This window comes from Achromobacter sp. GD03932 (assembly GCF_029839485.1).
Lineage (GTDB): Bacteria > Pseudomonadota > Gammaproteobacteria > Burkholderiales > Burkholderiaceae_B > Achromobacter > Achromobacter bronchisepticus_A.
Genome location: NZ_JAOCAT010000046.1, coordinates 1 through 25,175, shown reverse-complemented (window position 1 = coordinate 25,175; position 25,175 = coordinate 1). Strand labels below are relative to the sequence as shown.

At 67.4% G+C, this 25,175-nt stretch carries 29 protein-coding genes; 9 read left to right on the top strand and 20 right to left on the bottom strand.

Going from position 1 to position 25,175, the window contains the following annotated elements; genetic code table 11:
• Positions 1-178: 178 nt before the first annotated feature.
• Both N5C88_RS29245 and N5C88_RS29240 read left to right on the top strand, forming a co-directional pair.
• On the top strand, positions 179-1,645 hold the full coding sequence (locus N5C88_RS29245) for a DUF1254 domain-containing protein (RefSeq protein ID WP_059377138.1): 1,467 nt from the start codon (positions 179-181) through the stop codon (positions 1,643-1,645).
• A gap of 50 nt (positions 1,646-1,695) precedes the next feature.
• A complete protein-coding gene (locus N5C88_RS29240) occupies positions 1,696-2,199 on the top strand; it encodes an acyl-CoA thioesterase (RefSeq protein ID WP_059377136.1) in 504 nt (167 codons plus the stop codon).
• 93 nt (positions 2,200-2,292) lie between these two features.
• On the opposite strand, the gene N5C88_RS29235 is transcribed toward N5C88_RS29240, so the two are convergent.
• From N5C88_RS29235 to ssuE, 9 genes are all read right to left on the bottom strand, one after another.
• Positions 2,293-3,300, bottom strand: coding sequence for a sterol desaturase family protein (locus N5C88_RS29235; protein ID WP_280016742.1), 1,008 nt, complete (start codon positions 3,298-3,300; stop codon positions 2,293-2,295).
• 2 nt (positions 3,301-3,302) lie between these two features.
• The gene (locus N5C88_RS29230; protein ID WP_280016741.1) at positions 3,303-4,112 is read right to left on the bottom strand and encodes a polysaccharide deacetylase family protein; all 810 of its coding nucleotides are present in this window, start codon (positions 4,110-4,112) and stop codon (positions 3,303-3,305) included.
• Positions 4,096-5,076 carry a beta-propeller fold lactonase family protein gene (locus N5C88_RS29225; protein ID WP_013391071.1) on the bottom strand — a complete coding sequence of 327 codons (981 nt, stop codon included), beginning with the start codon at positions 5,074-5,076 and terminating at the stop codon, positions 4,096-4,098. Before N5C88_RS29225 ends, N5C88_RS29230 begins: the two co-directional genes overlap by 17 nt.
• Before the next feature lie 173 nt (positions 5,077-5,249).
• Positions 5,250-6,098, bottom strand: coding sequence for a DUF2950 family protein (locus N5C88_RS29220; protein ID WP_280016740.1), 849 nt, complete (start codon positions 6,096-6,098; stop codon positions 5,250-5,252).
• A 23-nt stretch (positions 6,099-6,121) separates the two neighbouring features.
• A complete protein-coding gene (locus N5C88_RS29215; protein ID WP_280016739.1) occupies positions 6,122-7,549 on the bottom strand; it encodes a DUF3300 domain-containing protein in 1,428 nt (475 codons plus the stop codon).
• A 122-nt stretch (positions 7,550-7,671) separates the two neighbouring features.
• Complete coding sequence (locus N5C88_RS29210; RefSeq protein ID WP_054455309.1) at positions 7,672-7,887, bottom strand: molybdopterin-binding protein; 216 nt, start codon at positions 7,885-7,887, stop codon at positions 7,672-7,674.
• A 63-nt stretch (positions 7,888-7,950) separates the two neighbouring features.
• Entirely contained in the window at positions 7,951-8,847 is an 897-nt protein-coding gene (locus tag N5C88_RS29205; RefSeq protein ID WP_280016738.1) for an ATP-binding cassette domain-containing protein, read from the bottom strand.
• Positions 8,844-9,335: an ABC transporter permease subunit gene (locus tag N5C88_RS29200; RefSeq protein WP_059377120.1), complete on the bottom strand. Its 492-nt coding sequence runs from the start codon at positions 9,333-9,335 to the stop codon at positions 8,844-8,846. The genes N5C88_RS29205 and N5C88_RS29200 overlap by 4 nt, the downstream gene beginning before the upstream one ends.
• Before the next feature lie 3 nt (positions 9,336-9,338).
• Entirely contained in the window at positions 9,339-9,959 is a 621-nt protein-coding gene (gene ssuE, locus N5C88_RS29195; protein WP_280016737.1) for an NADPH-dependent FMN reductase, read from the bottom strand.
• A 239-nt stretch (positions 9,960-10,198) separates the two neighbouring features.
• Here ssuE and N5C88_RS29190 point away from each other — a divergent pair, with 239 nt between their 5' ends.
• Positions 10,199-10,636 (top strand): universal stress protein, encoded by a 438-nt coding sequence (locus N5C88_RS29190; RefSeq protein ID WP_059377110.1) that lies wholly within the window; start codon positions 10,199-10,201, stop codon positions 10,634-10,636.
• Positions 10,637-10,654: 18 nt separating this feature from the next.
• On the opposite strand, the gene N5C88_RS29185 is transcribed toward N5C88_RS29190, so the two are convergent.
• The 4 genes from N5C88_RS29185 to N5C88_RS29170 all read right to left on the bottom strand — a co-directional run bounded on the left by N5C88_RS29185 (position 10,655) and on the right by N5C88_RS29170 (position 15,362).
• Positions 10,655-11,662 carry a 2Fe-2S iron-sulfur cluster-binding protein gene (locus tag N5C88_RS29185; protein WP_280016736.1) on the bottom strand — a complete coding sequence of 336 codons (1,008 nt, stop codon included), beginning with the start codon at positions 11,660-11,662 and terminating at the stop codon, positions 10,655-10,657.
• Positions 11,663-11,674: 12 nt separating this feature from the next.
• Complete coding sequence (locus N5C88_RS29180) at positions 11,675-12,154, bottom strand: heme-binding protein (protein ID WP_059377103.1); 480 nt, start codon at positions 12,152-12,154, stop codon at positions 11,675-11,677.
• A 38-nt stretch (positions 12,155-12,192) separates the two neighbouring features.
• Complete coding sequence (locus N5C88_RS29175) at positions 12,193-13,653, bottom strand: aldehyde dehydrogenase family protein (RefSeq protein WP_059377100.1); 1,461 nt, start codon at positions 13,651-13,653, stop codon at positions 12,193-12,195.
• A 176-nt stretch (positions 13,654-13,829) separates the two neighbouring features.
• Entirely contained in the window at positions 13,830-15,362 is a 1,533-nt protein-coding gene (locus N5C88_RS29170) for a hypothetical protein (RefSeq protein WP_059377097.1), read from the bottom strand.
• A gap of 229 nt (positions 15,363-15,591) precedes the next feature.
• Here N5C88_RS29170 and N5C88_RS29165 point away from each other — a divergent pair, with 229 nt between their 5' ends.
• Complete coding sequence (locus N5C88_RS29165; RefSeq protein WP_118932329.1) at positions 15,592-16,335, top strand: sulfite exporter TauE/SafE family protein; 744 nt, start codon at positions 15,592-15,594, stop codon at positions 16,333-16,335.
• A 78-nt stretch (positions 16,336-16,413) separates the two neighbouring features.
• Positions 16,414-17,133, top strand: coding sequence for a GntR family transcriptional regulator (locus N5C88_RS29160; protein WP_059377095.1), 720 nt, complete (start codon positions 16,414-16,416; stop codon positions 17,131-17,133).
• A gap of 96 nt (positions 17,134-17,229) precedes the next feature.
• On the opposite strand, the gene N5C88_RS29155 is transcribed toward N5C88_RS29160, so the two are convergent.
• The 4 genes from N5C88_RS29155 to N5C88_RS29140 all read right to left on the bottom strand — a co-directional run bounded on the left by N5C88_RS29155 (position 17,230) and on the right by N5C88_RS29140 (position 19,014).
• Positions 17,230-17,580, bottom strand: coding sequence for a 2Fe-2S iron-sulfur cluster-binding protein (locus tag N5C88_RS29155; protein WP_041652092.1), 351 nt, complete (start codon positions 17,578-17,580; stop codon positions 17,230-17,232).
• Entirely contained in the window at positions 17,577-17,906 is a 330-nt protein-coding gene (locus tag N5C88_RS29150; protein WP_280016735.1) for a ferredoxin, read from the bottom strand. The genes N5C88_RS29155 and N5C88_RS29150 overlap by 4 nt, the downstream gene beginning before the upstream one ends.
• A 5-nt stretch (positions 17,907-17,911) precedes the next feature.
• Positions 17,912-18,211, bottom strand: a complete 300-nt coding sequence (locus N5C88_RS29145) for a 2Fe-2S iron-sulfur cluster-binding protein (RefSeq protein WP_054455328.1) — start codon at positions 18,209-18,211, stop codon at positions 17,912-17,914.
• A gap of 71 nt (positions 18,212-18,282) precedes the next feature.
• Positions 18,283-19,014: an iron-containing redox enzyme family protein gene (locus tag N5C88_RS29140; protein WP_054455904.1), complete on the bottom strand. Its 732-nt coding sequence runs from the start codon at positions 19,012-19,014 to the stop codon at positions 18,283-18,285.
• A gap of 237 nt (positions 19,015-19,251) precedes the next feature.
• Between N5C88_RS29140 and N5C88_RS29135 the strand changes: the two genes are divergently transcribed.
• Positions 19,252-19,467 carry a hypothetical protein gene (locus N5C88_RS29135; RefSeq protein WP_118932353.1) on the top strand — a complete coding sequence of 72 codons (216 nt, stop codon included), beginning with the start codon at positions 19,252-19,254 and terminating at the stop codon, positions 19,465-19,467.
• 51 nt (positions 19,468-19,518) lie between these two features.
• Here N5C88_RS29135 and N5C88_RS29130 read toward each other — a convergent pair whose 3' ends face one another.
• Positions 19,519-19,914 carry a DUF2809 domain-containing protein gene (locus N5C88_RS29130; RefSeq protein ID WP_059377089.1) on the bottom strand — a complete coding sequence of 132 codons (396 nt, stop codon included), beginning with the start codon at positions 19,912-19,914 and terminating at the stop codon, positions 19,519-19,521.
• 124 nt (positions 19,915-20,038) lie between these two features.
• On the opposite strand from N5C88_RS29130, the gene N5C88_RS29125 reads away from it, so the two are divergent.
• The 3 genes from N5C88_RS29125 to N5C88_RS29115 all read left to right on the top strand — a co-directional run bounded on the left by N5C88_RS29125 (position 20,039) and on the right by N5C88_RS29115 (position 23,467).
• The gene (locus tag N5C88_RS29125; protein ID WP_118932327.1) at positions 20,039-21,274 is read left to right on the top strand and encodes a molybdopterin-dependent oxidoreductase; all 1,236 of its coding nucleotides are present in this window, start codon (positions 20,039-20,041) and stop codon (positions 21,272-21,274) included.
• Between the two features lie 10 nt (positions 21,275-21,284).
• Positions 21,285-21,629, top strand: coding sequence for a hypothetical protein (locus N5C88_RS29120; RefSeq protein ID WP_059377085.1), 345 nt, complete (start codon positions 21,285-21,287; stop codon positions 21,627-21,629).
• A 146-nt stretch (positions 21,630-21,775) separates the two neighbouring features.
• Positions 21,776-23,467 (top strand): MFS transporter, encoded by a 1,692-nt coding sequence (locus N5C88_RS29115; RefSeq protein ID WP_059377079.1) that lies wholly within the window; start codon positions 21,776-21,778, stop codon positions 23,465-23,467.
• A 19-nt stretch (positions 23,468-23,486) separates the two neighbouring features.
• Here N5C88_RS29115 and N5C88_RS29110 read toward each other — a convergent pair whose 3' ends face one another.
• Positions 23,487-24,224: a phosphoribosyltransferase gene (locus N5C88_RS29110; RefSeq protein ID WP_118932326.1), complete on the bottom strand. Its 738-nt coding sequence runs from the start codon at positions 24,222-24,224 to the stop codon at positions 23,487-23,489.
• Positions 24,225-24,250: 26 nt separating this feature from the next.
• Positions 24,251-25,175: amidohydrolase (locus N5C88_RS29105; protein ID WP_280016734.1), on the bottom strand; the 925-nt coding region annotated here is incomplete at its 5' end.

Genomic DNA, 25,175 nt, shown 5'->3' with positions numbered 1-25,175 from the left:
TCTTAAGGACGACCTTCCTTATGTCTGAGATTTAGCGGCCAAATCGGAGGTTTTCGCAGATTTTGGATGATCCGCCGGCTGCTACCATCTGCGGCTGCCTGGACTGGCCCGCCGACCCGCCCTTTTTGGGGGAGGCCGCGCCGCCAGCCTTCTTTCCCGCATGACCGTAGGAGCGCCGATGCGCCGCCTTGTTGCCCTGGCCTTGTCCATCACCGCCACGCTCGCGCCAGCCACGCTGACCCGCGCGGCCCCGGCCGCCCTGACTCCCGCCGCGGCCGCCACCGAAGCCGCCCACCAGGCGGGCATGGAAGGCTATCTCTACTTCTACCCGCTGGTCACGATGGACCTGACCCGCCGCCAGTTCACCCACCCGTCCCGCGGCGCCGAGGGCGCGCCGGCCAATACCTTTCTGCATGCGCGGGCGCTGCCGCAGCCGGGCGCGGCCACGCCCTGGGCCAATCCGGACATGCTGCGCAGCGTCGGCTGGCTGGACCTGACGTCCGGGCCGGTGGTGCTGTCGGTGCCGGATACCCAAGGCCGGCTCTATGCGCTGACGCTGCTGGACATGTGGACGGATGTGTTCGCCACGCTGGGCAAGCGCAGCACCGGCACGGCCAAGGGCAATACCGTGATCGTGCCGCCGGGCTGGAGCGGCGTGCTGCCCTCGGGCATGGCGCGCATCGACGCGCCCACGGCCTACGTATGGGCCAAGAATCTGATCCAGGCGGATGGACCCGCCGACTACCCCGCGGTCCACGTCTTGCAAGACGGCTTCCAGCTGACGCCGCTGGCGCAATGGAACCTGCCCGCGCAAGCGCAGCGGGCGAAGGCCGATCCCTCCCTGAATCTGCGCATCCCGGTGCGCGAGCAGGTCGAATCCATGCCGACCGACGCCTACTTCGAATATGCGGCCGAGCTGCTGCGCAAGAACCCGCCGCATGCCACCGATCAGCCCGTGCTGGCCAGGCTGCGCGGCGCCGGGCTGGCCGCCGGCCGGCCGTTCGACTTCGCCCAGCTCGACCATCCCGCCAAACAGGGTTTGCGCCGCGGCCTGCGGGCGGCGCGCGAGCGCATGACGGCGGCGGCCGGCGCCACGGTGCGCAGCGTCAACGGCTGGCACCAGGAAACCGCCAGCATCGGCGTCTACGGCAATTCCTATCTGCGGCGCGCCCTGGCGGCGCAGGCGCAGCCAGGCGCGGGCCTGCCCGAAGACCTGAGCGTGCTGCTGCTGGCGGCCGACAGCCAGGGCGCACCGCTGGATGGCGCGCACGGCTACACGCTGCATTTTGAAAGCGGCCAACTGCCGCCCGCCGCGGCGCTGTGGTCGCTGGCGGCCTACGACGCGCAAGGCATGCCGTCGGCCAATCCGCTGAACCGCTACGCGCTGGGCGACCGTGATCCTTTGCGGTACAACGCCGACGGTTCGCTGGACCTGCGCATCAGCCATGCGCCGCCCGCGCCCGAGGAACAGTCCAACTGGCTGCCGCTGCCCGCAGCCGGCGCAGTCAGCGTGCTGCTGCGCGTCTATGCGCCCGAACCCGCGCTGCTGGACGGATTGTGGACGCCGCCCGCCCTGCTGCGCGACACCCCGCCCGAAGACACCCCGCAAGAATCCCCGGAAGCCGCTGAAAAGACGCAGCCATGACAGGCGCCTGCCGCTACCATAGGCGTTTTATCCAAGATTAAACGCCCGCCATGGACGAAGCCTTTAGCCACCAATTGTCGATGACCATCCTGATGACGCCGGACATGGCGAATTTCTCAGGGAATGTGCACGGCGGAACCATCCTCAAGTACCTGGACCAGGTGGCCTACGCCTGTGCCAGCCGGTACGCCGGCCAATATGTGGTGACCCTGTCCGTGGACCAGGTCGTGTTCCGCGAACCCATCCACGTGGGCGAACTGGTGACTTTCCTGGCGGCGGTGAACTACACCGGCCGCACGTCCATGGAAATCGGCATCAAGGTCGTCACCGAGGACATCCGCAAGAAGCTCGTGCGCCATACCAACAGCTGCTATTTCACGATGGTTGCGGTGGATGAGCAGGGCGCGCCGACCGCGGTGCCGCCGCTGGAACCGCGCAACCTGGAAGAAAAGCAGCGCATGGAAGCCGCCCGGCTGCGCCGCGAACTACGCCAGGAAATGGAACGCAGGCACGGCGAGATCAAGCGGGAAACCACGCACGACGCGCAGCCCTGACACGGGATTCCCTGCCCGCCCAAAACAAAACGAGCCCAGCGGGCTCGTTTTTTCATGCGTGGTCCATGCGTGGCCTCTGAGGCCAGACCGGCTTCAGGCGCGTTCCGCCGAGGCCGGAGGCGACGGCGGCGCGGCGGCGGGTTCGCGGTCGCGGCCCACCATGCGCTTCAAGCCCAGCCACTGCTGCGACCAGAAGCCGCGGCCGTAATCGCGTCCGCCCAGCTCCGCCTGCTGGTCATGGATGCCCGTGGGGCCGTAGCCCACGCCAAAACGGGCAGTGCGGAACAGCACGTCCCAGATGGGGAACAGCGCGCCGAAGTTGTAGCCGCCCACCGGTCCCGGCGACGAGGCGTCGTAGGCGATGGAGTGGTGGTGCCGGTGAAAGCGCGGACTGACCAGCAGGCGCTCGCCGATGGCGCCGAAATGCATGCGCAGGTTGGCGTGCGAGAAGCTCTGCGCCAACTGGGTGATGGCCACCACCATGACGAACTGCGCCGGCGGCACGCCCACCAGCTGCGACACGAACACCACCAGCACGTCGCGCAGCATGTCGTCCAGCAGGTGGTTGCGGTCGTCGCTCCACATGGTCATCTGGCGTTGGCTGTGGTGCACGGCGTGCAAGGCCCAGAGCCAGCCGAAACGGTGCTGGGCCCGGTGGTAGAAGTAGTCCACCGCGTCGAACAGCAACAGGTAGATAATCAGGCTGACCCAGGCCTTGTCCGTCACGCCGGGCCAGTACTGGTCCAGCTGGAACGGCGCGAACCCCCAGACGTGCAACTGGCCGAACACGCTATCCCATAGCGGCTCCACCGTGAAGAACAGCACCAGCCGGAAAGCGCCCAACCGGTGGATCAGCGTGTAGAGCACATCGATGCCGATCTGGCGGCGGTCGGTGACGGCCTCGACCGGACGCAGGCGCTGCAGCGGGCCGAACACCAGCACCAGCACGGCGACCTGCAGCAGGCCGACCAACAACCACATGGTGGCGTCGTAGCCGTCCTCGATGAAGTTGCTCATGCCCAGGTGGAACAGCGCGGGCTGAATCGCCGTTTCGAAGAGCCATTGCTGGCACTCTCCGAACAATTGACTAAGCGTATCCATGATCAATGATGCGTAGCGATCCAATCGCGGTAGGACGGATGCGTATCCAAGGTAGCAAAACAATAGCCCTTGCGCTGCAAACCTTCAATCAGCGGCTCCAGCACGGCCGGCGCCCAGGGGTCCTGGCGCGACCAGATGCCCAGGTGCGCCAGCAGGATGTCGCCGGGCTTGATGGTGCGCAGCGCCTGGTCCAGCAGGCGGGCGTTGGGGTATTTGTCGCTGGGCAGTTCGTCGCCCAGGAAACCGGCGGGCGCCCAGCCCACGTGCTCGAAGCCGCAGGCCTTGGCCGCCTTCAGCAGCGCGGGCGAGGTCTTGCCGCCCGGCGCGCGGTAGATCGGCAGCATGTTCTTGCCCGTCATCTGATGGAAACGGGTGACGGACCGCTTGATCTCGGCGCAATACTGCTCGGGCGTCCATTCGGCGCGCTTGCCCGCGTCCGGACCGGCGCTGGGCTTGACGCGGAACTTGCCGCCGGGGAGATCCGCCTGCCAATAGACGTGGTCGTATGTGTGCGAGCCGAAGACATGGCCTTCGGCCGCGCGCGCCTTCCACCAGGGCGCCCACACGTCGTCCAGGCTGGAGCCGTCGGTCAGCGTGCGCTCGTTGGCCAGGAAAAACGTCACCTTGACGTTGTGTCGGGCCAGCACGTCGGCGATCAGCGGGGCCACGCCCATGTGGCCGGTATCGAACGTCAGGTAGACCGGTTTGTCGCAGGTAGCGGGCGCCGTTATCCCGAGCGTCGGGAGGAGCAGCGCGAGCAAGGCCGCCCAAACGGGCGCGGCGCGGGGGCTTCTCTTACCGCGTGGGAGCATGGTTCAGCGTCCAGACGCCGTGGGGCGACTTGCCCACCGGCACCTGATTGACCACCTTTTTCTGCTCCAGGTCCACCACGGTGAGCTTGCGGGCCCAGCGCGAGGTGACCAGCAGGGTCTTGCCGTCGGCCAGCACGTCCATGCAGTCCGGACCGCCCGGCACCGGGAAGGTATCGGTGACGGCCAGCGTCTGCAGGTCGATGCGGCTGATGGAGTTGGCGGTGCGGTTGCTGACGAACAGGTGGCGGTGGTCGCCCTGCGCGCGGAAGGCGTGGGCGCCCGCGGCGGTCTTGATGCGCGTCACCAGCTTGGCCGGGCCGTTGCTGACGTCGTAGGCCTCGACGTAGGAGTCGCCGGTCAGTGCCACCAGCAACGTCTTCTGGTCGGGCGTCAGGAACACGTCGGCGGGCGTCTTGCCCACCGACACCGTCCATTTCGGCGTCTGCGTGGCCAGGTCGATGGCGATGAGCTGATCGCTGTCCTGCAGCGTCACGTAGGCCGTGGTGCTGTTCTTGTCGATCATGATGTGGCTGGGCGTCTTGCCGGCCTGGATGCGCTTGACCAGCTTGAGGTCGAAGCCCTTTTCCAGCGGATGCCAGGAATAGATGTCGATGTGGTCCAGGCGGTTGGCCGCGGTCACGAACCACTTCATGTCCGGCGAGAATTGCAGCTGGTAGGGATCGACGATGCCGGTCAGCGTACGCTGCACTTCACCGGTCTTGGGATCCATCAGCGTGATCGAATCGCTGGTGGCGTTGGCCACCATGAGCGACTTTTCGTCGGGGGTCAGGTACAGATGATGCGGCTCTTTGCCCGTGGGCACGCGCCGCAATTCCTTGTAGGTGGCCGGATCAACGATGCTGACGTTGGCGTCCAGGGAGTTCAGGACGAAAATCGGGGCCGAGGCGGCCGCGGCGCTAAGCGCCATCCCTACGCCGAACAGGGCGTAGCGGACAAAATGCATGGGGTTCAATTTCTAGGTCCGGCAAAGGGGTATCGGGCAGGGTCCCGGTGCTCGCCATTTTAGGCACAGCGGGCTGACAAAAGGGCATCGTGCCGTGCCAGCCGGACAAACGGACACGCCTGTTGCGACCCAGCAACAGGCGTACGCCGATTACTCCCCGAAAACCGGAAAAATCATTTGCGGCCAACGGGTTGCACGTCGGCATCGGTCCAGGTTCCGGCACGGATATCGCGTTCCCGCAAGGCCGCGGCGCGCGCTGCGGACGAGGGTCCCAGGTCGGCCTCCAACACGCGCCCGTCGGGGCCGACGACGAAGGAGTCGATGCCGGTCTGCCCGTAACGCGCCGGCCAGGCGACGATGTGATACGAGCCGCCGTCCGCGCCCGGTATCACCTTGTACCGGTAGCCGTAATAAGCATCGTCCAGCGGCACCTCCGGCCCCATGCTGAGCGCGTCCAAGCCATAGGCCTGCTGCGGGGCGCCCGGCACCTCGGGCCAGTACAGCCCGTCGCGTTGTCCCGGACGGCTGACCAGGCGGCTCGCGTAGCGCCCCTGGCCCACGCCGTCCTTGTAACGACCTTGCGCGGCCTGCAGCTCCCGCAGGGTCTCGATGGCGGTCAGTTCGTTGCGGCCGATCGCGCGGCGGCGGATTTCCGCCGTGCCCGCCGCCGGGTCGAAACGCCAGCCCTGCCCGGCGCGCACGATGGGCACGGGCAGGGTCCAGCCCGAATCCCCGACCGCCAGCCAGGAACGGCCGCCATCGGCAACGATCTCGTGCTTGCGCGACCAGGCCGCCAGGAAACGGTAGATGTCGTCCTGCGCCACGCCGCCCGGCACGATCTTGCTGTGATTCGGCCCCAACACCTTGGCCAGTCCGTCGAGGTCGCCAGTGGCCATGGCGTCGACGAAGGCGTCGGCGGCGGCCTGCGGACTCGGATACAGGCTTTGCGCCGCGGCGGGGGCCGCAAGGCCCAGCGCCAGCAGCGACGCGGCGCCCAGCGCGCGCAAACGAGCAATGGTCATGAGAGTTCCCTTGTCCATGGTGCTTATCTCCGGCCGCCGAAATGTCCGCCGCCGCCACCACCACCGCGTCCGCCGCCTGCGTGTCCGCCGCCGCGCGGACCGCCGCCACCGCCGCCGCGGTTCATCTCGCTGCGCGTGTGCTGCTGCCGCATTTGGTCGCCGTTGCCGGCGCCGCTCAGCGCGTTGGCGCTATTGGAGGCGCGGCCACGGTCACGCGCGGCCGCTTCGTCGGCGCGCTGGCGCTGGGCTGCAGCTTGGCGGTCCTGCGTGGACACGCTGTTGGACGGCCGGTTGTGCTGCGCCTGCCCGCCGCCTTGCGCCCGGTCGCGAGCCCCTTGCCCCCCCTGCCCGCCCTGTCCGGCCCGTTGTTGCCCTTGGCCTTGCCCGCGGTTCGCCGCAGCATCGCCTCGGCCCGCCCCCTGGCCGCGCCCCGCGCCCGGTTCGGCATGGCCGGGGATGGACTGCCCGGTGCGGCCTTCGAACGACTGCGCCGCGCGCTGGCGCGCGGCATCGCGGGAGTTCGGCGCTGCCGCCGCGCCCGGCGAGCGGCCGCCCTGGCCCTGCGCCCGGTTCTGCACGCCAGCCTGACGCTGGCTGTCGAAACGCTGGCGGCTGGCCTGGTCCGCATACGGGGTATTACCGCGGTTGGCCGGGTTGTGCTGCCAGGTGGTCCTGTTGTTGTTGATGTTGTTGCGGTCGATGCGCTGGTTGACGTTGATGTTGTTGTAGCGATTGACGTCGATGTCGACGTCGTTATGCCCCCAATCGAACCCGCCCCACATGGAGTTGACCGCGGCCACGCCCAGGCCGAAGCCGATGCCGGCCACCAGCGAGGTGGCGAACACCGAACCCGGAGGCGGCGGGTAGTAGTAAGGCGGATAGGAGGGGTAGGCCCAGGTGCCGTACACCACCGTCGGGTTGTAGCTGGGCACGTACACGACCTGCGGATCGGCCGGCTCGATCACCACGACGGTCTTGTCGTTGGTCGTGTTGGAGGTGACCTTCTGCTGCGGCGTGCTCTTCAGGTTACCAGCCTTCTGCGCCTGGACGCGCAGCCGCTGGACCGAATCCATGACGGCGTCGGGCTGCGCCAGGAAGGCGTCGCCCACGGATTTCACCCAGTCCGGCTGGCGGCCCATCATGTCCATGACCGAGGGGAAGGCCACCAGGGATTTGACGCTGGGATCCCAGGATTCGCCCTCGACCGCCTTGACGGCCTGGTCGCCGGATTCCGAGGTATGCGCGGCCGACCATTTGGCGGCCGCCGCGACATCGTCGGGGTAGGTCGCGCCCATGAGGATTTGCGAGAGCAGCGAATCTGGATACAGCGCCACGGGCGCCATCAATTGATCCAGTTGCGCGTTGTCCAGCTTGGTCTGCGCCGTGGCGGGAAGGCACACAGCCAACCCCAGGCATAACCAGCCGATGAACCATCGTTGCAGTCGACGCATTTTCCGTTCTCCGTGAATCGCCAAGCGTAAAGCCACAAGCCAGGAGGAACTGCCGGATATCGCGCTGACAATATATGCCTAACCCCGGCGCAGGGGAAGCGCCGGCGCTGATCTGCTTCGGTTCACAGTTTGGCGACGGAAACCTCGGTCGCCTTGACGAAAGCCAGCACCTCGGTGCCGACCTCCAAGCCCAGTTCCTTGACCGACCGGGTGGTGATCACCGAGGTCACGATGCCGGCCGGCGTATCCACGTCCACCTCGGACACCACCGGACCCAGGATGATCTCCTTGATCTTGCCGCGGAACTGGTTGCGGGCGTTGATGGATTGAATGCTCATGGTCTTGCTCCTGGAGTGAAGAGCGGCGTCATGCCGCCCATGGGAGAATCGCCGAGCGCGGTCTCAGACCGCCAGCCGCAGGTGCCGGATCTGGATGACGGGCGCCAAGGGCCGCGCGGCGTCCGGCGTGTCTTGCAGACGCAACGCGGCGCGCAGCACGCGGGCCTCCAGCGCGGCGAATGCGGCCGAGCCGCGCACCCGAGGACGCGCCAGGCCGACGCGCTCGTCCAGCGCCACGCCGCCTTCGTCCAGCACCAGGATGCGATCCGCCACCGCCACGGCCTCGGCCGCGTCGTGGGTCGCCAGCACGGCGGTAAATCCCTGCCGGCGCCAGATATCCTCCAGCAGCCGCTGCGCCTCGATGCGGCTCAGCGCGTCCAGCCCCTGAAACGGTTCGTCCAGCAGCAACAGGCCGGGACGGCGCGCCAGGGCCCTGGCCAGCGCCACGCGCTGGCGCTGCGGCTCGGACAACTGCCTGGGCCAGTCGCCGCCGCGGCCGTCCAGGCCCACCTGGCGCAACGCTTCGGCCGCCTGCGCCGTGCCGGGCAGGCCCAGGGCGACGTTGTGCAGCACGGTCTTCCAGGGCAGAAGGCGCGCGTCCGGCAGCAGGAGGCGCACGCGGCCGTCACGCTCCCAGACGGGAAAATTGTCGAACAGCAGCGGCGGACGGGCCGGCTCGCCGCCCTGCTCGCCGCTGGGCGCGAGCTTGCCGGCCAGCAGATGCAGCAAGGTGCTCTTGCCGCTGCCTGCGCGCCCGACCACGGCCACGAACTCGCCGGCCGCAATCTCCAGGTCCAACGCCTGCAATGCGATGCGGTCGCCATGGCGCTTGGCGAGCTTGCGCAAGGTTACGCGCAGCGCAGTTCGCGGCTCGGCCTCGGGCATTTCGTCCGGCTCCGTACGCTGGCGCACGTCCAGGTGCTGCAACAGTTCGAACTCATTGGGATTGATGAACATCATCGCGGCCTCCAGCGCAGCAGCCAGCGCTCCAGCGCGCTTACCAGCGCCCCCGAGCCCAAGCTGAGGACCGCGTAGAGCGCAATCGCCAGCAGCAGGATCGTCACGCCCGGCGGACCGTTGCCCAGCCATTGCGGAATTCCCGGCGCAGTCGGCGTCGCGAACAGTTCCAGTGCTATCAGGGTCAGCCATAGCAGTCCCAGCCCCTGCCTCAAGCCCGTCAGGATGAACGGCAACGCGCCCGGCAGATGCACATGCCAATAAAGAGACCAGCCGCTCAGGTCATGGGACCGGCCGGTGTCGACCAGCGCCGGATCCGCCGCGCGTATGCCGCGCACCGCCTGGTACAGGAGCGGTGCAAGCAGGCTCAGCGCCGGCAGCGCCTGCCTGGCCGTCTCGCTGCCGCCCAGCCACAGCGCCGCGAGCAACGCGCCTCCCAGCCAAGGCAAGGCCGGCGTGTCGGGAGCGGCGCGGACGCGGGTGCGGCGCATCGGTCAGACGCTGAAGCCGCCCGCTAGCGCGAGCCGGCCCAGATCGTAGGATGGGTTGGAAACGGCGGTGCGCGGCAATACCAGCTCGGACAGGCGCTCCACCGAGTCCTCCAGCCGCCGGCGGACTTCCCCGTCTATCTCGCCCGCGCCGAACTCGTCCACGCGTACCTGGGTATCGGTGGCGTAGACGCCCGCCAGGATGTGGCGCGCACCCAGCGCCGACAGCACGGGCTTCAAGCCGTACTCCAGCGCCAACAGATGCGCCGGGCTGCCGCCCGTGGCGATGGGCAACACCACCTTGCCGGCCAGCGCCTTCGGATCCAGCAGGTCCAGTACCGCCTTCAACCCGCCGGAAAAGGAGGCCTGATAGACCGGCGAGGAAATCACGACCGCATCTGCCGCCGCCACGCGGGCACGCAGCGCGTTGGCCGCGGCGCCGGCGTAATTGCCTTCTATCAGGTCTTCGGCGGGGATATCGCGCAAGCCCAGTTCGCCCACGCTCAACCCGCGCGGCTGCAGGATCCCGGCGGCGTGCCGCAGCAGCACCGCGGAACGGGAGCGCTGCGACGGACTGCCGGCGATGGCGAGTACACGGGCGTGAGCCTGGTGACGTGGCGATGACATGGAAGGTTGTTTGCGGCTGTTGGTTCAAGGAGTCGAACCGATTCTGTCATCGCCGCGCTGCGTCGAAAAATACTTAGTCGATATGAGGTTATGTTGAAACGCAGGTTCGGCCGCTTTGGGAAATATACGAAAAACACAGCCCGCTCTCTCGTCCGTATGCAGGACTGGCTTGCACCAGGCGGCGAGCCTATACTGGATTGGCTAGTTGCTCCCGATTCCTTTTCGAAAGGAGAGGCAACATGTATAAGCACCTGCTCGTCGCCGTGGATGGCTCCCTGCTGTCTGAATCGGCTTTCAAGCGCGCTCTTGTTTTCGCCAAGGAAATGGGAGCCACCATCACGCTCATCCGCGCCATTCCGGAGGACCATCTGCTGGTCTACCAGGCCGAAATGCTGGGCACCACGCAGGCGCACCACACCGACCAGGCGCGCAAGAACGCGCAAACCTACCTGGACAACCTGGAGATGGAAGCGCGCCACGCGCTGGTGCCGTGCAACGCCGTGGTCACGGTCAACGACCATCCGCACGAAGCCATCGTCGAGGCGGCGCAGAACCAGGGCTGCGACCTGATCATCATGGGTTCGCACGGTCGCCACGGCATGACGGGCTTCTTGCTGGGCAGCGAAACCCAGCGCGTGCTGGCGCGCACCCGACTGCCGGTGCTGGTGTACCGATAATCCGGCAGGCGCGGCCGTTCAGGCGGCGGCCAGCGCGTGCTGGAAGGTAAAGCTGTCGGAATACATGTGGTCCAGGCTGGCGCCGCGCGCGGCCAGCAGGCTCTTGGCTTGGTGGATCATGTCCGGCGCGCCGCACAGGTAGAAGGCGTGCTCGGACAGATCCTGGTGGTCTTCCAGGACCGCCTGCTGCACGTGGCCGCGGCGGCCCTGCCAGTCCGCGCCCGCGCGCGACAGCACCGGCACGAAGTTGAATTCGTACAGCCGCCCGGCCCAGCTTTCGATTACGTCGCGCAGGTAGAGGTCCGCCTCGGTGCGCATGCCCCAGTAGAGCGTGACGGGCGGGCAGTCCTCGTTGTCCAGCAGCGATTCCAGGATGGCCTTGATCGGCGCGATGCCCGTGCCGGTGGCCATCATGATGAGCGGCCGCCAGTCTTCCTCGTGGTAGCTGAACACGCCCAGCGGCGCTTCGATCTCCATGCCGGCGCCGGTTTGCGCCTGGCCCAGCCACTGGTCGGTGTAGCGGCCGCCTGGAATGCGGCGCACGTGGAAATCCACCAGGTTGCCGGCGGGCGCCGAAGCCATGGAAAAGCTGCGCGTCTCGCCGTCGGGCAGCACCACGTTCATGTACTGGCCCGGCACATACTCCAGGCCCGCTTCGGGCAGCGCCAGCGTCAGGTGGATGACGTCGTCGCAATACCGTTCGATGCGGTGGATGGTGGCGGGCAGGCGGCGCGGTTCGGGAAACGACTGCCGGCTGCTGGCCACGCTGATGCAGAGATCGCCCAGCGGCCGGGCCTGGCAGGCCAGCGCGTAGCCTTCGGCCGCTTCTTCGGGCGTCAGGGCCATGGGGAATTCTTCATACTCCACGGCGCCGGACTCCAGCTTGATGCGGCAGGTGCCGCAGCCGCCGAAGGTGCACTCGTGCGGCAGCTTCACCGCCGAGCGCTCGGCGGCCTGCAGTACGGATTCGCCTTCTTCGACCTGGAACGATTCGTCGGTTTGCAGGATGTGCACGCGGTATGCCATGGCCGGCCTCGCTTATTTCTTGATGTCCGCCTCGACCAGCACTTTCATGCCGCGCGGCTCCAGCAGCGCCGCCAGCGCGGCAAGCGCGGCCAGGCCGGCCTTGGTGTCCTGTTCGCCGTTGCCGCCGCTCAGGCCCACGCCGCCGATCACCTCGTTGTTCACCACGATGGGAAAGCCGCCGACGAACACGGCGAACTTGCCGTCAAAGCTCCACTGGATGCCGAAGGCCTCGTTGCCAGGCAGCGCCGGACCGTTGGGCGGAGTGTTGAACAGATGGGTGGAACGCTTGTGCCCGGCGGCGGTAAAGGCCTTGTTCCAGGCGATCTGCGGGCCGGTGATGCGGGCGCCGTCCATGCGCTCCAGGGCGATGGGGTAGCCGCCGTCGTCGACGATGCAGATCGACTCCAGCACGCCGATTTCCTCGGATTTTGCGATGGCCGCGCGGACCATCACGCGCGCTTCTTCCAGTTCCAGACGATAGACCTGCTTCATGGGGATACCTCTTCTGCTTGCGATTGGGAGCCGCGGCCTCAGCCGGCGCGGTAGACGGTCTTGATCTGCGTGTAGAACTCCAGGCCCACCCGCCCCGATTCGCGGAACGTGGAGGTGCTGGAATGCTTGAGCCCGCCGAACGGCGCGTTGATCAGGTTGCCGGTGGTGGTCCGGTTGATCTTCACCGTGCCGGCCTGGATGTCGCGGGCGAAGCGGTGCGCATAGCGCGCATCGGTGGTGGCGATGGCGGCCGACAGGCCGTACTCGGTGTCGTTGGCCTTGGCGATGGCGTCTTCGTAGCCGTCCACTTCGATCAGCGCGATCACCGGGCCGAAGATCTCTTCGCGGGCGATGCGCATCTGCTGCGTGACGTCGGTGAAGAGCGCCGGCGACACGTAATAGCCGCGCTCGAACCCGGCGCCCGTCAGGCGGTCGCCGCCGTACAGGTGGGTGGCTTCCTGCTTGCCTGCCGCCACATAGCCCAGCACGTTGTCCAGCTGCTTGGCCGTGGCCAGCGGCCCCAGGTCGAAGTTGCCGTCCAGGCCGTTGCCGATGGTCAGCGCCTTGATGCGGGCCAGCAGCTTGTCGGTGTAGGCCTGGCGCACGCGCTTGTCCACCAGCACCCGGCTGGTACCGGTGCAGGCCTGGCCGCTGAGCGAAAAGCCGCCCTTCACGGCCAGGTCCACGGCGCGGTCCAGGTCGGCGTCCGCCAGCACGATCAGGGGGTTCTTGCCGCCCAACTCCATCTGCGTACGGGTGGTCAGGCCCGCGGTCCGGTGGATCTGTTCGCCTGCGGCAGTGGAGCCGGTAAAGGAAATGGCCCGCACCGCGCGCGCGCCGGTAATGGCCTCGCCCACCGCGCCGGCCGGGCCGGTCAGGAAGTTCAGCACCCCGGCCGGCAGGCCGGCTTGGACGAAGGCTTCGGTCAGGCGGTAGCCCGACATGGGCGCGTCGGACGAGGGCTTGAACACCACGGTATTGCCCGTGATGAGCGCCGGGGCGATCTTGCGGGCGGGAATGGAGATGGGGAAGTTCCAGGGGGAAATCACCGTCACCACCCCCAGCGGCTCGCGCTGGCTGTAGACCACCATGTCCGGGTCGTCATTGGGATAGGTCTCGCCCGTGAAGGACTGCCCCTCCACGGCGTAGAAGCGGATCGTCTGCGCCGAACGCAGCACCTCGTCCTTGGCCAGGTTCAGGCTCTTGCCCTCTTCCCGAGTCAGTTCGCGAGCGATGTCGTTGGCATGGTCTTCCAGGTACTGGGCCGCGCGGAACAGGATGGCGGCGCGCTTGGAAATCGGGGTATCGCGCCAGCCGGCGAAGGCGGCTTCGGCGGACGCCACCGCCTGGCGGGCGTCTTCCGCGTCCGACACCTGGAAACGGCCCACGATATCGCTGGTGTCGGCCGGGTTGATGTTGGGCGCCGTCTTGCCGGTGCCGCTGGGCACCCAGCTGCCGCCGATGTGGTTCAGGAATGTTTGCTGCGAGAGGTCGTCCACGGGAGCTCTTCCTTAATCTGCGCCCGGCTGGCCGCGATTGCCTGGGCGGGTTGGCTTATGAACATTGTATACTTTAATCAATATGGATCGATACGTGTAAACCCCTGCTTCAGGACGGGCCCCCCCTGGAAAAAAGGGTCCCCGCAGGGACCCCAAAGCAGCACCACATACAGGTATCAGCTCCAGATCAGCACGGCGCAGATCGTCGAGACGAATAGCGCCAGCAGCACCGGCAACAGCAGGGCGCGCACCAGCGACAGCACGTTGACCCGCGCAAATCCCGCCACCGCGATGAGCGAGGACCAGGCGATCAGCGTGCCGCCACCCGTCCAGACCGCACCCATCTGCCCCACCGCCGCCAGCGTCGCCGGGTCCACACCCACCACCGGCCCCAGGGCGCCGGACAGGGTGCCGGTCAAGGGCAGGCCCGCGAAGCCTGAACCGTCGATGCCGGTGATCATGCCGACCAGCAGCACGCCAAAGGCCACCAGGAAATGGTTTTCGGGAATCAGGTGCTGGCCGGCGGAAATCACCTCGAACAGCAGGCCCGGCGCCTGCGCTTGCGGCACGCCCAGGATCTGCGCGGCGGTCTCATTGGCGCCCACGAAGAAGAAGCCCGCGATCGGCAACACCGAGCCCATGGCCTTGAAGGCGAACACGAAGCCGTCGGTGACGTGCTCCGGACAGACGTCCAGCATCTTGCGCGGGCCTTCCGCGGCCAGGGTCACCAGCATCATCACGACAAAGGCCACCCCGCCCACCAGCGCCGCCGCGTCGCCGCCGCGCAGCGCGGGCAGGGACGGGAACAGGCGCGGCAGCACCATGACCGCGATCACGGCCAGAAAGGCCAGCGGCGTCACGACGGCAAAGGTCTTGGACCAGCGCACGCGGCGACGCTCTTCGTCGCTCAGGGCCGGGCCGCTGGGTAGCGCGGGGTCCGCGCCCATGGTGCCGCGGGCCAGCTCGGCCTTGTCGAACGAGCCGGACTGCTCGATGCGGGCCAGGCTGCCGTCCTGCGCCCGTGCCTGCCAGGCGGACAGGAGCCCGGCGTCGGCCGGCACGATGTGCTTGCGGATCAGCAGGTAGGCCGCCACCAGCGCGACCCCGCCGGTGATGAGCGACAGCACCAGCGCGCGGTCCGCGACCACGGCGGCGCTGACCGCCGCCCCGGCGGCCTTGGCGCTGATGCTGGGCGCCACGCCGATCACGTAGTCCGAGGACAGCGCCATGCCCTGTCCGGCGATGGCGATGGCCATGGCGCCCGCTAAGGGCGGCAGGCCCGCCGCGATGGCAGCGGGCAGCAGGATGGCCGACACCAGCGGCACCGCAGGCGTGGGCCAGAAGAACAGCGAGATCACATAAGTACAGAGAGCGATGATCAGAAAGGACGAATGTCCGCCCCGCATGACGCGGCGAAACGGCTGCACCATGCGCACGTCCGCCTGCAGGGTTTTCAGCGCGTTGAGCAGCGCCGTCATGAAGGTGATCACCAGGAAGATGTTGAACAGCTCCTTCGCAGCCACGAAGCTGGCCGAGAAAATGCCGATCAGGGCGCTGATCGGATTGCCCGTGATGGCAAGCACCACCAGAAAGGTGCCGATCACCGACGGCACCACCACGTTGGCCCGCAGAATCATCGTCAGGATGATGGCGGCCACGCTGATCAGGTACATCCAATGAGCAGCGTTGAGCACTACGTCCGCTTGCATGTGCTATTCCCCTTGTATGCGTGGCTGTTATGGCGCCACGTTCGGTATACTATATTTCGTTTGTAGCCATACCAATCAAAATATGCAGCGCCTAGGGAAAGCGATAATTCTGAAAAACCCATGAATAACGCCTAAAAATCAGGGGATTACCCTAGTTTTTGCAGCATCTCATGAAATTCAGAAAAATCCTGGATAGACTATCGTATACATAGTAACGATTAAGCCGGGCATGACATCCTCCCTGCCGTACCCCGATCTCCTCCAGTACGCCACCATGGCCGCCGTGGTGTTCGGCGCCGCGATCGCACAGGGCGTGGGCGGCGTGGGCTTCGCCATGTTCGCCGCGCCGGTGGCGGCCATGTTCTTCCCGCAGCTGGCGCCGGGGCCGCTCTTGACGCTGGGCGGTTTCATTTCGCTGTTGACCGCGTTGCGCGAGCGGGCCGCCATCGACTGGCCTTCGGTGTCCTACGCGCTGGCGGGCCGCGCCGTCGGCACGTTGATCGCGATCTACGCCATGACGCGCTTCGCGCCGCAGGCGTTGGGGGTGCTGTTCGCCGCCCTGATCCTGGTGGCCGTGGCGCTGAGCGCGGCCGGCCTGCACTTTTCCGCCACGCCGGGACGCGTGTCCGGCGCGGGCGTGGCCTCTGGCATCATGGGCACCATGACCTCGGTGGGCGCACCGCCCATCGCCATCGTGATGCAGCACGCGGCGCCGCCGCGCCTGCGCGCCACGCTGGGCATGGTGCTGTTCCTGGGATCGATCTTCTCGCTGGCCATGCTGGCATGGGCCAAGCGGTATACGGGCTATCACGCCGGGCTGGCGCTCAGCCTGGCGCCTTTCCTGCTGGCCGGTTTTGCGGTCTCCAACCGGCTGCGCCACCGCCTGCCGCCGCGCGCGGTGCGCAGCGTGCTGCTGGCGGTATGCGCCTTGGGCGCGCTGGGCGTGCTGGCCAAGGCTTTTTGGGGACACTGATGCGGCGCCCCGCCAAGCCATGCAGCTACACCCGGTAATACAATGGAGACTGTATCCATTACGCCAAACCTGCTCGCCATGACAACCTCACCCGTCAGCCCGCAAGCCGCAGCAACGCAGCATTCCGCCTCGCTGAAGATCGGCGAGCAGCATCCGCAGTTGTTTGCCGTCATCCGCGACAAGCTGCGCGAGCGCATCCTCAGCGGCGAGTTCACGCCCGGCGACCGCTTGGTCGAAGGCCGCCTGTCCGAAGAAATGGGCGTGTCGCGCATCCCGGTGCGCGAAGCGCTGCGCGCCCTGGCCGCCGAAGGCCTGGTGACCATCGAGCCGCGCCGCGGCGCGTCCGTGTCGGTGCTGTCCGACGCGGTCGCCTACGACATGGTGGAAGTGCGCGCCACGCTGGAAGGCCTGAACGCCAAGCTCGCGGCGCAGCGCCGCGATGAGAAAACCGTGGAACGCCTGCAGGCCTTCCTGCGCGAAGGCACGGAAGCCGCGCGCAGCGAACAGCTGGACAAGTTCCTGGCGCTGAACTCCCAGTTCCATGAAATGCTGGCGACCATCGGCGGCAACGTGGTGCTGACCGACCTGATGCGTTCGCTGCGCGATCGCACCGCGCTGCTGTTCGCGCCCAGCAACATGCTGCGCGCCAAGCAGAACTGGGATGAGCATTCCCAGATCCTCAATGCCGTCATCGCCGGCAACGGCGACCTGGCCGCGCTGCTGGCCAGCCAGCACGTGCACAACGCCGCCAAGGCCTATACGGAAGCGCAGCAGCAGCCCCACGCGTCGGTGGCCTGACCCGGCGACACGCCAGAAGCTGACACCACCGCGACGGCCGCGCGGCCAGGGGCCTCGGCTACCGGCCGCGGCCTTGCCGCCCACGGGCAGCAGCCCTCAGGTCGCTGCTTCCACCGGATCGGACGCCGCGCCGACCACCACGCCCTTGCCGTTCTGGATCACCCACGAGACCTTCACGTCGCCATTGACGAAGGTCTGGCAGGCCATGCGGTAGCCGGCCTCGAAGTCTTCCGGACGCAGGTGCTTGCGCTCCTTCGGTTTGATGGCGTCGGTGTTTTCCAGCCCTTCCTCGATGCGGCACTTGCAGGTGCCGCACAGGCCGCCGCCGCACTTGAAGGGAATGCCGCCTTTTTCCTTGAGCGACACGCGCAACAGATTGCTGTTCTCGGGCGCCGTGGCGACCAGGCCGCCATTGGAGATGAATGTGATCTGGACCATGTTGTTCAGTGCTCCGCGGCGACCGCGCCCGGGCGCAGCGTCAAGGTCGATTCCATGCTGCCGAAGCGCGTCAGGTGAGCCAGTTCCTTGCGGGCCGCCTCCACTGACGCGAACTTTTCCAGGAATTTGGAAGGCACGCGATTCACCACGTAGGGCGGCGTTTCCTCGGTGACGATGAGCTTGGTTTCGCCATGCAGGCGGGCGATGCGGTAGACGGCCAGCGCGCGGCCGTAGAACGCGTAATCGTAGGTTTCAAGGATATCCACCGCGCCGTCGTCGGCTTCCGTGCGGAACACGCCGGGCTTGGTGGTCAATATGACGTACACCGGGGCCATGGCCGCTATGCCTCCACGTCCTGGACCAACTCGATGTCGCTGGTGAGCCAGAGCTGGCACGCCAGCCGGTAGCCCTGGTCGATGCGTTCGCCCAGCTGCTTCTTTTCCTTCCAGTTGACGGGCGGCAAGTGCTCGGCCCCGGCCAGCACGCGGCAGGCGCACTTGGCGCACTTGCCCATGCCGCATTCGTAGCGCAGATGCGGATACGGAAACTGCTTGATGCCGGCCCGCACCACCAGGTTGGTGTTGTCCTTCACCACGTCGGTGTAGGTCTGGCCGCCCTTATGAAACACGATGGTAGGCATGGATTTTCTGCTCTGGGTTCTGCGGGGCCGCGGCCGTCCGGCGCTCGGCGCCAGACGGTCTTGCGGTGTGCTCAGGCGGCAAGGCCCAGTTCAGGCAGCGTGATTTCCTGCTGCACGTAGTCGGTGTAGAGCGCGGTCGTGTACAGCAGCCGCATCTGCGCGCCGATCTCGCAGATCTTCAGGCAGCGCTGTTGCAGGTCCACCGTGTTGGCGTGCTCCAGCACGATCTGGTAGCCGCGTTCGCCGTGGATTTCGTCGGACACGATATGCAGGTCGAAGAACTCCACTTCCTCGTCGGTGAAGCCGTACTTCTCGCGCAGAGTCGGCGTCTGCTTGCGGTAGATGGACGGCACTTGCGATTCCAGGCCCACCACCAGCCCGGCCACCGCCACGATGGGATCCTCGCGCATGGCCACGGCGTAGCACCAGCTCTGCAGGGCGCGGGTGGTGGGCGACATGTTGTCGGGGTTGGTGACGCGTTCGCGGGTGGTGCCGCAGGCTTCGGCAAAGCGGATCAGCAGGTCCGTGTGGCGGTCGCCGCCGATTTCCTCTTCATACATATTGGCCAGCAGGAAGTCCTTGGCCTCGGTGTAGGAATCAGGCGTGCGTGCGTACAGGTAGCCCAGGTAGTCGGCGAACGGGCCCACGTAGTGGTAGTGGTTTTCGGCCCAGCGCTGCAGATGCTGGCGGCTGAGCTTGCCTTCTGCCCAGGCGATGGAAAAGGGCGAAGCGTTGGCGCTCTTGCCCTTGATCGCGTTTTCCAACGCGGTACGGAATTCATCTCGGTTCATCAGTTCAGCCATGACGCGCTCCAGGTCCAGTGGTGAAGACTCCAGGCTGGTCTAAGCCCGGGCATGATGAACATTGTATACCGTCTACTATTTTGAACTGCTAGGGCAATCCCGGAGATCGGCCAGATGTTGCCCAATAAACAGGGACAGTCTTTATGGATCAATGACTTGCCGTGCGTAAGCGGGGGTTGGCCGGAATGCGTGCACGCTGGTACAATGAATACAATTTCAATGCAATACGGAAATACCATGAATACCCGCCATCCCCTGGGAGACGCCCCGATCGGTCAACAACTGCTGACGCATTACGCCCGCCGCGATGCCGTGCGCCACGCCACGCCGCTGTTTCCTTCGTCCTGGGCCGAGCTCTTCGCGCCGTTTCGCAACGCCCGCTTGCAGCCGCTGCGCGCGACCAAGCCCGCCGCGCGCGCGCACGACGACGCGCCGGTCTGCCAGGCAGGCTGATTCCCGGTTGGAGGCCCGGCGCGTTCGGCCGGGCAGAAAGATGAAAAGCGCCTAGGCGCCGCGCAGCGCGGCGTCCCGCCGCCGGTTCCAGGCGGCCAGCGCCAGCACCAGGAAGAATCCCAGCGTATAGGCCAGCATGTCCCACCAGTCGGGCACGCTGCCCAGGATCACGCGCAATACCGGCTGCTCCAGCCGCCAGCCGAAATGCCGGGCCAGGTACTGCCCCAGTTCCACCGCGTAGCCGGTGAACAGCGCGGCCAGCGCCAGCGGCAGCACGTCCGCGCGGATGAAGCTGCGATACACCAGATAAGCCCAGCCCACCGCCACCACGTCGCCCACGAAGCCCCGCAACAGGGGATAAGGCGCGCCCAGGGTAGCGATCAGCGCTTCCAGCGCGGTTACGGCCAGCAGCGCGGCAAAGGCGCGCTTGTTGAAGGTCAGGATCATCGGTGCGGAAAACGCGGAAATTGAAACGGGCAGCGCGGACGTTAACGCATTTGTCAGGCCACCGCGCGTAGGCTCGTCTGAACGCGCCGGGGCAGGGCGCTGACAAGAACGAGGAGACACCAAGATGAGCACATTCGACCCGAATGGGCGCCGGCGCTTCCTGCGCCAGGCCTGTACGCTGGGCGCCACCGGCACGCTGGCCGGCCATGCGCTGACCAGCCTGGCGGCGCCGGCCACCGTCACCCTGCCGTTCGCCAACGGCGAGCGCGACCTGATCGCCTATCCGCAGAAGCGGCCCCTGATCCGCCAGACCTCGCGCCCGCCGCAGCTGGAAACGCCGTTCGCGGTCTTCAATGAAAACATCATCACGCCCAACGACGCGTTCTTCGTGCGCTACCACCTGGGCAATATTCCCACCGCCATCGACCTGAACACCTACCGCATCAAGGTCAGCGGGCTGGTGGACAAGCCGCTGGAGCTTTCGCTGGCCGATCTGAAGCAGCAATTCGGCAAACCGGTGGAGCTGGTGGCCGTCACCCAGTGCTCGGGCAACAGCCGCGGCTTCTTCGCGCCGCGCGTGGGCGGCGGGCAGTCGGGCAACGGCGCCATGGGCAATGCCCGCTGGCTGGGCATCCCGCTCAAGCGCGTGCTGGAGAAAGCCGGCATCCGCGCCGGCGCGCGCCAGGTGACGTTCGAGGGCATGGACCGCCCGGTGCTGCCCGGCACGCCGGAATTCGTCAAGGCGCTGGACGCCGCCCATGCGCTGGACGGCGAGGTCATGCTGGCCTATGCCATGAACGGCGCCGACCTGCCCATGCTCAACGGCTATCCCGTGCGCCTGGTGGTGCCGGGGTACTACGGCACCTATTGGGTCAAGCACCTGGCCGACATCAAGGTGCTGGATAAGGAGTTCGACGGCTTCTGGATGCAGAAGGCCTACCGCATTCCCGACAACGATTGCGCCTGCACGCCCCCGGGCAAGGCGCCGGAAAAAACACGCCCCATCGGCCGCTACAACGTGCGCAGCTTCATCACCAGCCTCGCAGAAGGCGCGCGCGTCGCCCGCGGCAAGCCGGTGCAGGTGCGCGGCATCGCCTTCGACGGCGGCAAGGGCATACGCGAGGTCCAGTTCTCGTCGGACGGCGGCAAGACCTGGCAGGCCGCCAAACTGGGCCGCGACCTGGGCCGCTACTCCTTCCGCGAATGGCACGCCGATTTCACGCCCAAGGCCGCCGGCGACTACATGCTGAAGGTCCGCGCCACCAACACGGCCGGCGAAACCCAGCCGCTGGACCCGCTGTGGAACCCGGCCGGCTACATGCGCAACGTGGTCGAAGCCGTCCGCGTCACCGCCGCCTGAGGAGAGCGCCATGAACCGCCATTTCCGTCGCTGCCTGCCGGCGCTCGCGCTGGGCCTCGCCTGTTTGGCCCCGGCCGCCCAGGCCCTGGAGATCAAGCTGCCCCAGGAAACCGCCACCCTGCATCCCGGCACGGGCGCGGGGGCCCAGCATGCGGCCCTGTGCCTGATGTGCCATTCGGTGGACTATGTATCGTCGCAGCCGCCCATGCCCCTGGGCTTCTGGGACGCAGAGGTCAAGAAGATGGTGGGCACCTACGGCGCCCCCATTCCCGCCGACCAGGTGCCGCTGATCGTGGAATACCTGAACCAGGCCTATCCGCCGGCCCCTGCGCCGGCCCCGGCCGCCAAGCAATAGGCGGCCCCTGGCAGCAGCCCCCGGGGCGGCGCGCGGCCGCCCCGCGGTGGCGCGCGCGCTCCCATCGACCGCTGGCTTAGGCGTACCATTACCCGACCCAGACCACGTCCGACAGGAGCGCCTACCCGGCGCGCCGGAAGAACTCCATGCTGCAACCCGTTTCGGCCAACACCGATCTGCCCGCGGACGCACCCGCCGCTCCCGCCCCCGTGCTGCAGGTCAGCACGCTATCCCCCTTCGCGTTTCCGGCCTTCCGCATCATCTGGATCGCCAATCTGTTCGCCAACCTGGGCACCTGGGCGCAATCCGTCGCTGCCGCGTGGATAATCACCACCGAACAGAGCAGCCCGCTGATGGTCGCCATGATCCAGGTGGCCGCCGCCTTCCCGCTGGTGGCGCTGTCCATCCTGACTGGCGTGCTGGCCGACAACTACGACCGCCGCAAGGTCATGCTGACCGGCATGCTGCTGGAGCTGACAGGCGGCGTCTTCATCACCATCCTGGCCTTTGCCGGCCTGCTGCATCCCATCACGCTGATCGCGTCGGTGTTCTGCATCGCCATCGGCAGCGCCATCGTCACGCCGGCCTGGCAGGCCGCGGTGGGCGAACAGGTCCCGCGCGCCCACGTCGGCAGCGCGGTGCTGCTGAACAGCGTCAACTTCAACGTGGCGCGCGCGGTCGGCCCGGCCATCGGCGGCCTGCTGCTGGGCGCCATGGGCGCGCCCTGGGTGTTCCTGCTGAACTGCTTCTGCTACGGCGGCCTGATCTGGGCGATCTGGCGCTGGAAGCGCGACCTGCCGCTGCGCCGCCTGCCGCCCGAAGGCATCCTGGAAGGCGTGGTGGCGGCGCTGCGCTACACCCAGCACTCCACCGTCACGCGCGTGGTGATGCTGCGGTCATTCGCCTTCGGCCTGTCCGCCAGCGCGCTGTGGGCCTTGCTGCCGCTGCTGGCGCACGAACATGAAGGCGGCAGCGCCCTGCTGTACGGCTACATGCTGGGCGCGCTGGGCCTGGGCGCCATCCTCGGCAGCGCCGTCGTACGCCGGGTGCAGGCCGCCTGGGGCGCGAGCGGCCTGATCAGCGCCGCGGCGGGCCTGCTGGCCGCATGCCTGCTGGCGCTGGGCCTGACCGGCACCCTGTGGGTGGCATTTCCCGCGTTGCTGCTGTCAGGCAGCTGCTGGATCGGCGTGCTGGCCACCTATAACACCACCGTCCAGATGCTGGTGCCGGACTGGGTCAAGGCGCGCGCGCTGGCGCTGTACCAGACGGCCATCTTCGGCGGGCTGGCGGCGGGCTCCTTCATGTGGGGCCATTTCGCCGGCACCATGGGCGTTTCCGGCGCCCTGGCCACCGCCGGCATCATGCTGGGCATCACCGTCGCGCTGATGTACCGCTCGCGGCTGCCCGAACATCTGGACACCACGTCGCTGGCGCGGGCCGACACCACCGAGCCGGCGATGGCCGCGGTAGGCTTCAACACGCAGCACGGCGCGGTGCTGGTCGCCGTGGAGTACCTGATCGAAAAGGAAAAGCTGTCCGCGCTGATCGGCGCGACGCACCCGCTGCGCCTCATGCGGCTGCGCAACGGGGCGCAGCAATGGCAACTGTTCCGCGACCTGGAGCGCGAGGGCGTCTGGCGCGAGGTCTTCCTGGTGGAAAGCTGGATGCAATACCTGCGCATGATCGACCGCATGACGCTGGAGGACAAGATGGTGCTGGACAAGGTGCGCGCGCTGCACGCCGGCGACAAGCCGCCGGTGGTGTCGCGCAACGTCAGCTACCTGGCCATGAACGAAGCGCAGGGTTTCTCGCTGCGCCGCGATCCGGAATCCCTGTAGGCGCCCGCGCCGCCGTACTTCAGGCGGCCGTTTCCGGCACCCAGCCCGCGGCCGTGCGGCGCATGCGCGGCGACTCGAACGCGCAGGCCACCGATATCGGCGCGCCCTGCGCATCCACCAGCCGCTCGCGCCAGCGCTCGCCCTGGCACATGGCCACGACGATGCCCGCCACTTCCGCGCCGCAGCGCGCCAGCAGTTCCAGCGCGGACAGCATCGTCTGCCCCGTGCTGACGGCGTCGTCCACCACCAGCACGCGGCGCCCCGCCAGGCTGCCCGCCAGATTCGGATCCACGTACAACAGCTTGCCGGCGTCCGGCGTGGTCAGCGACTGCACCGGCACGGCCAGGCGTTCGTCGTACCAGTACTTGCGCGAATAGCCGAAGGGCACATAGCGCGTGAACCCCAGGCCGCGCGCCACCATGGGCGCGAAAGCGAGGCCCAGCGTCGGCAGGCCCACGACCACCTCGGCCTCGAAGACGCGCGCGCGCTCGGCCATGAAGCCCGCCAATGCGTCGACCACTTCCAGGCTGGCATGGTTGGCGATCAGCGAGGCCACGCAGCGGTCAGGGTCGCCGGGCACGCCGCGCAGCGGCAGCACCAGATAGCGGCCGTCGGGCAGCCGCGCGGGATAGCCGCGGGAATAGGGCGGGTCTGCCGGCAGCGTCAGCGCATCGGCGCTGACGATCTCCTGCCAGTAGTCGGTGGTGGCGTCGAAGGCAGGCGCGCCGGCGGTGGTCAGGTCGTGTGAGGCAGTCATGCGTCGCGGAAAGTAGCGGCGGCCGGTCAGCGCGCGCCGGCGGCCAGATAGGCTTCCGCCAGCGTCACCCAGTAGCTGGCCGTGACCGGCAGGATGCCGTCGTTGAAATCGTAGTCGGGGTTGTGCACCATGCAGCCGCCTTCGCCTTCGCCCTCGCCATTGCCAACGATGAAATAGCTACCAGGCACCTGTTCCAGCATGAAGGCGAAATCGTCGCTGGCTTGCAGCGGCTCCAGGTCGGGGATCAGCAGGCCTTCGCCCAGCCAGCCGCGCGCCACCTCGGCCGCGAACTGCGTGGCATCACGGTCATTGACCACCGGCGGATAGCGCCAGCGATAGTCCACCTGGACGCTGGCGCGGTGCACCGCGGCCTGCGCGGTGGCGATCGCCGTGATGCGTTCGCGCAGCAGCGCGCGCGTTTCAGGGCGGCGCGCGCGCACCGTCAGGCGCAGCTCCACCGTCTTCGGAATCACGTTGGGCGCGTCGCCGCCATGGATGGCGCCTATGGTCACCACCGCCATGTCGTTGGGATCGATCTCGCGCGAGACGATGGTCTGCAGGGCCAGCACGATGCTGGCCGCCGCCACGATGGGGTCCACCGCCACGTGCGGCATGGCCCCATGGCCGCCCACGCCGCTGACGGTCAGGATCACCGTGTCGGACGAGCTGTACATCACGCCGGAGCGGAAGCCGAAATGGCCGGCCGGATAACCCGGCTCGTTGTGAAAGCTGTAGACGGCGTCGCACGGAAAGCGTTCGAACAGGCCGTCGGCAATCATCTTCTGCGCGCCGCCATGGCCTTCCTCGGCCGGCTGGAAGATCAGGTGCACGGTGCCGTCGAAACGGCCGCGTTCGGCCAGCGCGCGGGCCGCGGCCAGCAACGTGGCCGTATGGCCATCGTGGCCGCAGGCGTGCATCTTGCCGGGATTCTGGCTGGCATAGGGCAGGCCG

Bases quoted from the DNA above. Each gene is read 5' to 3' on its own strand.
- N5C88_RS29180 (WP_059377103.1), bottom strand. From the start codon at position 12,154: ATGAAGCAGGTCTATCGTCTGGAACTGGAAGAAGCGCGCGTGATGGTC.
- N5C88_RS29240 (WP_059377136.1), top strand. From the start codon at position 1,696: ATGGACGAAGCCTTTAGCCACCAATTGTCGATGACCATCCTGATGACG.
- N5C88_RS29145 (WP_054455328.1), bottom strand. From the start codon at position 18,211: ATGCCTACCATCGTGTTTCATAAGGGCGGCCAGACCTACACCGACGTG.
- N5C88_RS29140 (WP_054455904.1), bottom strand. From the start codon at position 19,014: ATGGCTGAACTGATGAACCGAGATGAATTCCGTACCGCGTTGGAAAAC.
- N5C88_RS29185 (WP_280016736.1), bottom strand. From the start codon at position 11,662: ATGGCATACCGCGTGCACATCCTGCAAACCGACGAATCGTTCCAGGTC.
- N5C88_RS29200 (WP_059377120.1), bottom strand. From the start codon at position 9,335: ATGCGCCGCACCCGCGTCCGCGCCGCTCCCGACACGCCGGCCTTGCCT.
- N5C88_RS29120 (WP_059377085.1), top strand. From the start codon at position 21,285: ATGAACCGCCATTTCCGTCGCTGCCTGCCGGCGCTCGCGCTGGGCCTC.
- N5C88_RS29190 (WP_059377110.1), top strand. From the start codon at position 10,199: ATGTATAAGCACCTGCTCGTCGCCGTGGATGGCTCCCTGCTGTCTGAA.
- N5C88_RS29135 (WP_118932353.1), top strand. From the start codon at position 19,252: ATGAATACCCGCCATCCCCTGGGAGACGCCCCGATCGGTCAACAACTG.
- N5C88_RS29220 (WP_280016740.1), bottom strand. From the start codon at position 6,098: ATGACCATTGCTCGTTTGCGCGCGCTGGGCGCCGCGTCGCTGCTGGCG.
- N5C88_RS29245 (WP_059377138.1), top strand. From the start codon at position 179: ATGCGCCGCCTTGTTGCCCTGGCCTTGTCCATCACCGCCACGCTCGCG.
- N5C88_RS29170 (WP_059377097.1), bottom strand. From the start codon at position 15,362: ATGCAAGCGGACGTAGTGCTCAACGCTGCTCATTGGATGTACCTGATC.
- N5C88_RS29115 (WP_059377079.1), top strand. From the start codon at position 21,776: ATGCTGCAACCCGTTTCGGCCAACACCGATCTGCCCGCGGACGCACCC.
- N5C88_RS29160 (WP_059377095.1), top strand. From the start codon at position 16,414: ATGACAACCTCACCCGTCAGCCCGCAAGCCGCAGCAACGCAGCATTCC.
- N5C88_RS29230 (WP_280016741.1), bottom strand. From the start codon at position 4,112: ATGCTCCCACGCGGTAAGAGAAGCCCCCGCGCCGCGCCCGTTTGGGCG.
- N5C88_RS29165 (WP_118932329.1), top strand. From the start codon at position 15,592: ATGACATCCTCCCTGCCGTACCCCGATCTCCTCCAGTACGCCACCATG.
- N5C88_RS29110 (WP_118932326.1), bottom strand. From the start codon at position 24,224: ATGACTGCCTCACACGACCTGACCACCGCCGGCGCGCCTGCCTTCGAC.
- N5C88_RS29215 (WP_280016739.1), bottom strand. From the start codon at position 7,549: ATGCGTCGACTGCAACGATGGTTCATCGGCTGGTTATGCCTGGGGTTG.
- N5C88_RS29205 (WP_280016738.1), bottom strand. From the start codon at position 8,847: ATGATGTTCATCAATCCCAATGAGTTCGAACTGTTGCAGCACCTGGAC.
- N5C88_RS29225 (WP_013391071.1), bottom strand. From the start codon at position 5,076: ATGCATTTTGTCCGCTACGCCCTGTTCGGCGTAGGGATGGCGCTTAGC.
- N5C88_RS29125 (WP_118932327.1), top strand. From the start codon at position 20,039: ATGAGCACATTCGACCCGAATGGGCGCCGGCGCTTCCTGCGCCAGGCC.
- N5C88_RS29210 (WP_054455309.1), bottom strand. From the start codon at position 7,887: ATGAGCATTCAATCCATCAACGCCCGCAACCAGTTCCGCGGCAAGATC.
- N5C88_RS29150 (WP_280016735.1), bottom strand. From the start codon at position 17,906: ATGGCCCCGGTGTACGTCATATTGACCACCAAGCCCGGCGTGTTCCGC.
- ssuE (WP_280016737.1), bottom strand. From the start codon at position 9,959: ATGTCATCGCCACGTCACCAGGCTCACGCCCGTGTACTCGCCATCGCC.
- N5C88_RS29235 (WP_280016742.1), bottom strand. From the start codon at position 3,300: ATGGATACGCTTAGTCAATTGTTCGGAGAGTGCCAGCAATGGCTCTTC.
- N5C88_RS29130 (WP_059377089.1), bottom strand. From the start codon at position 19,914: ATGATCCTGACCTTCAACAAGCGCGCCTTTGCCGCGCTGCTGGCCGTA.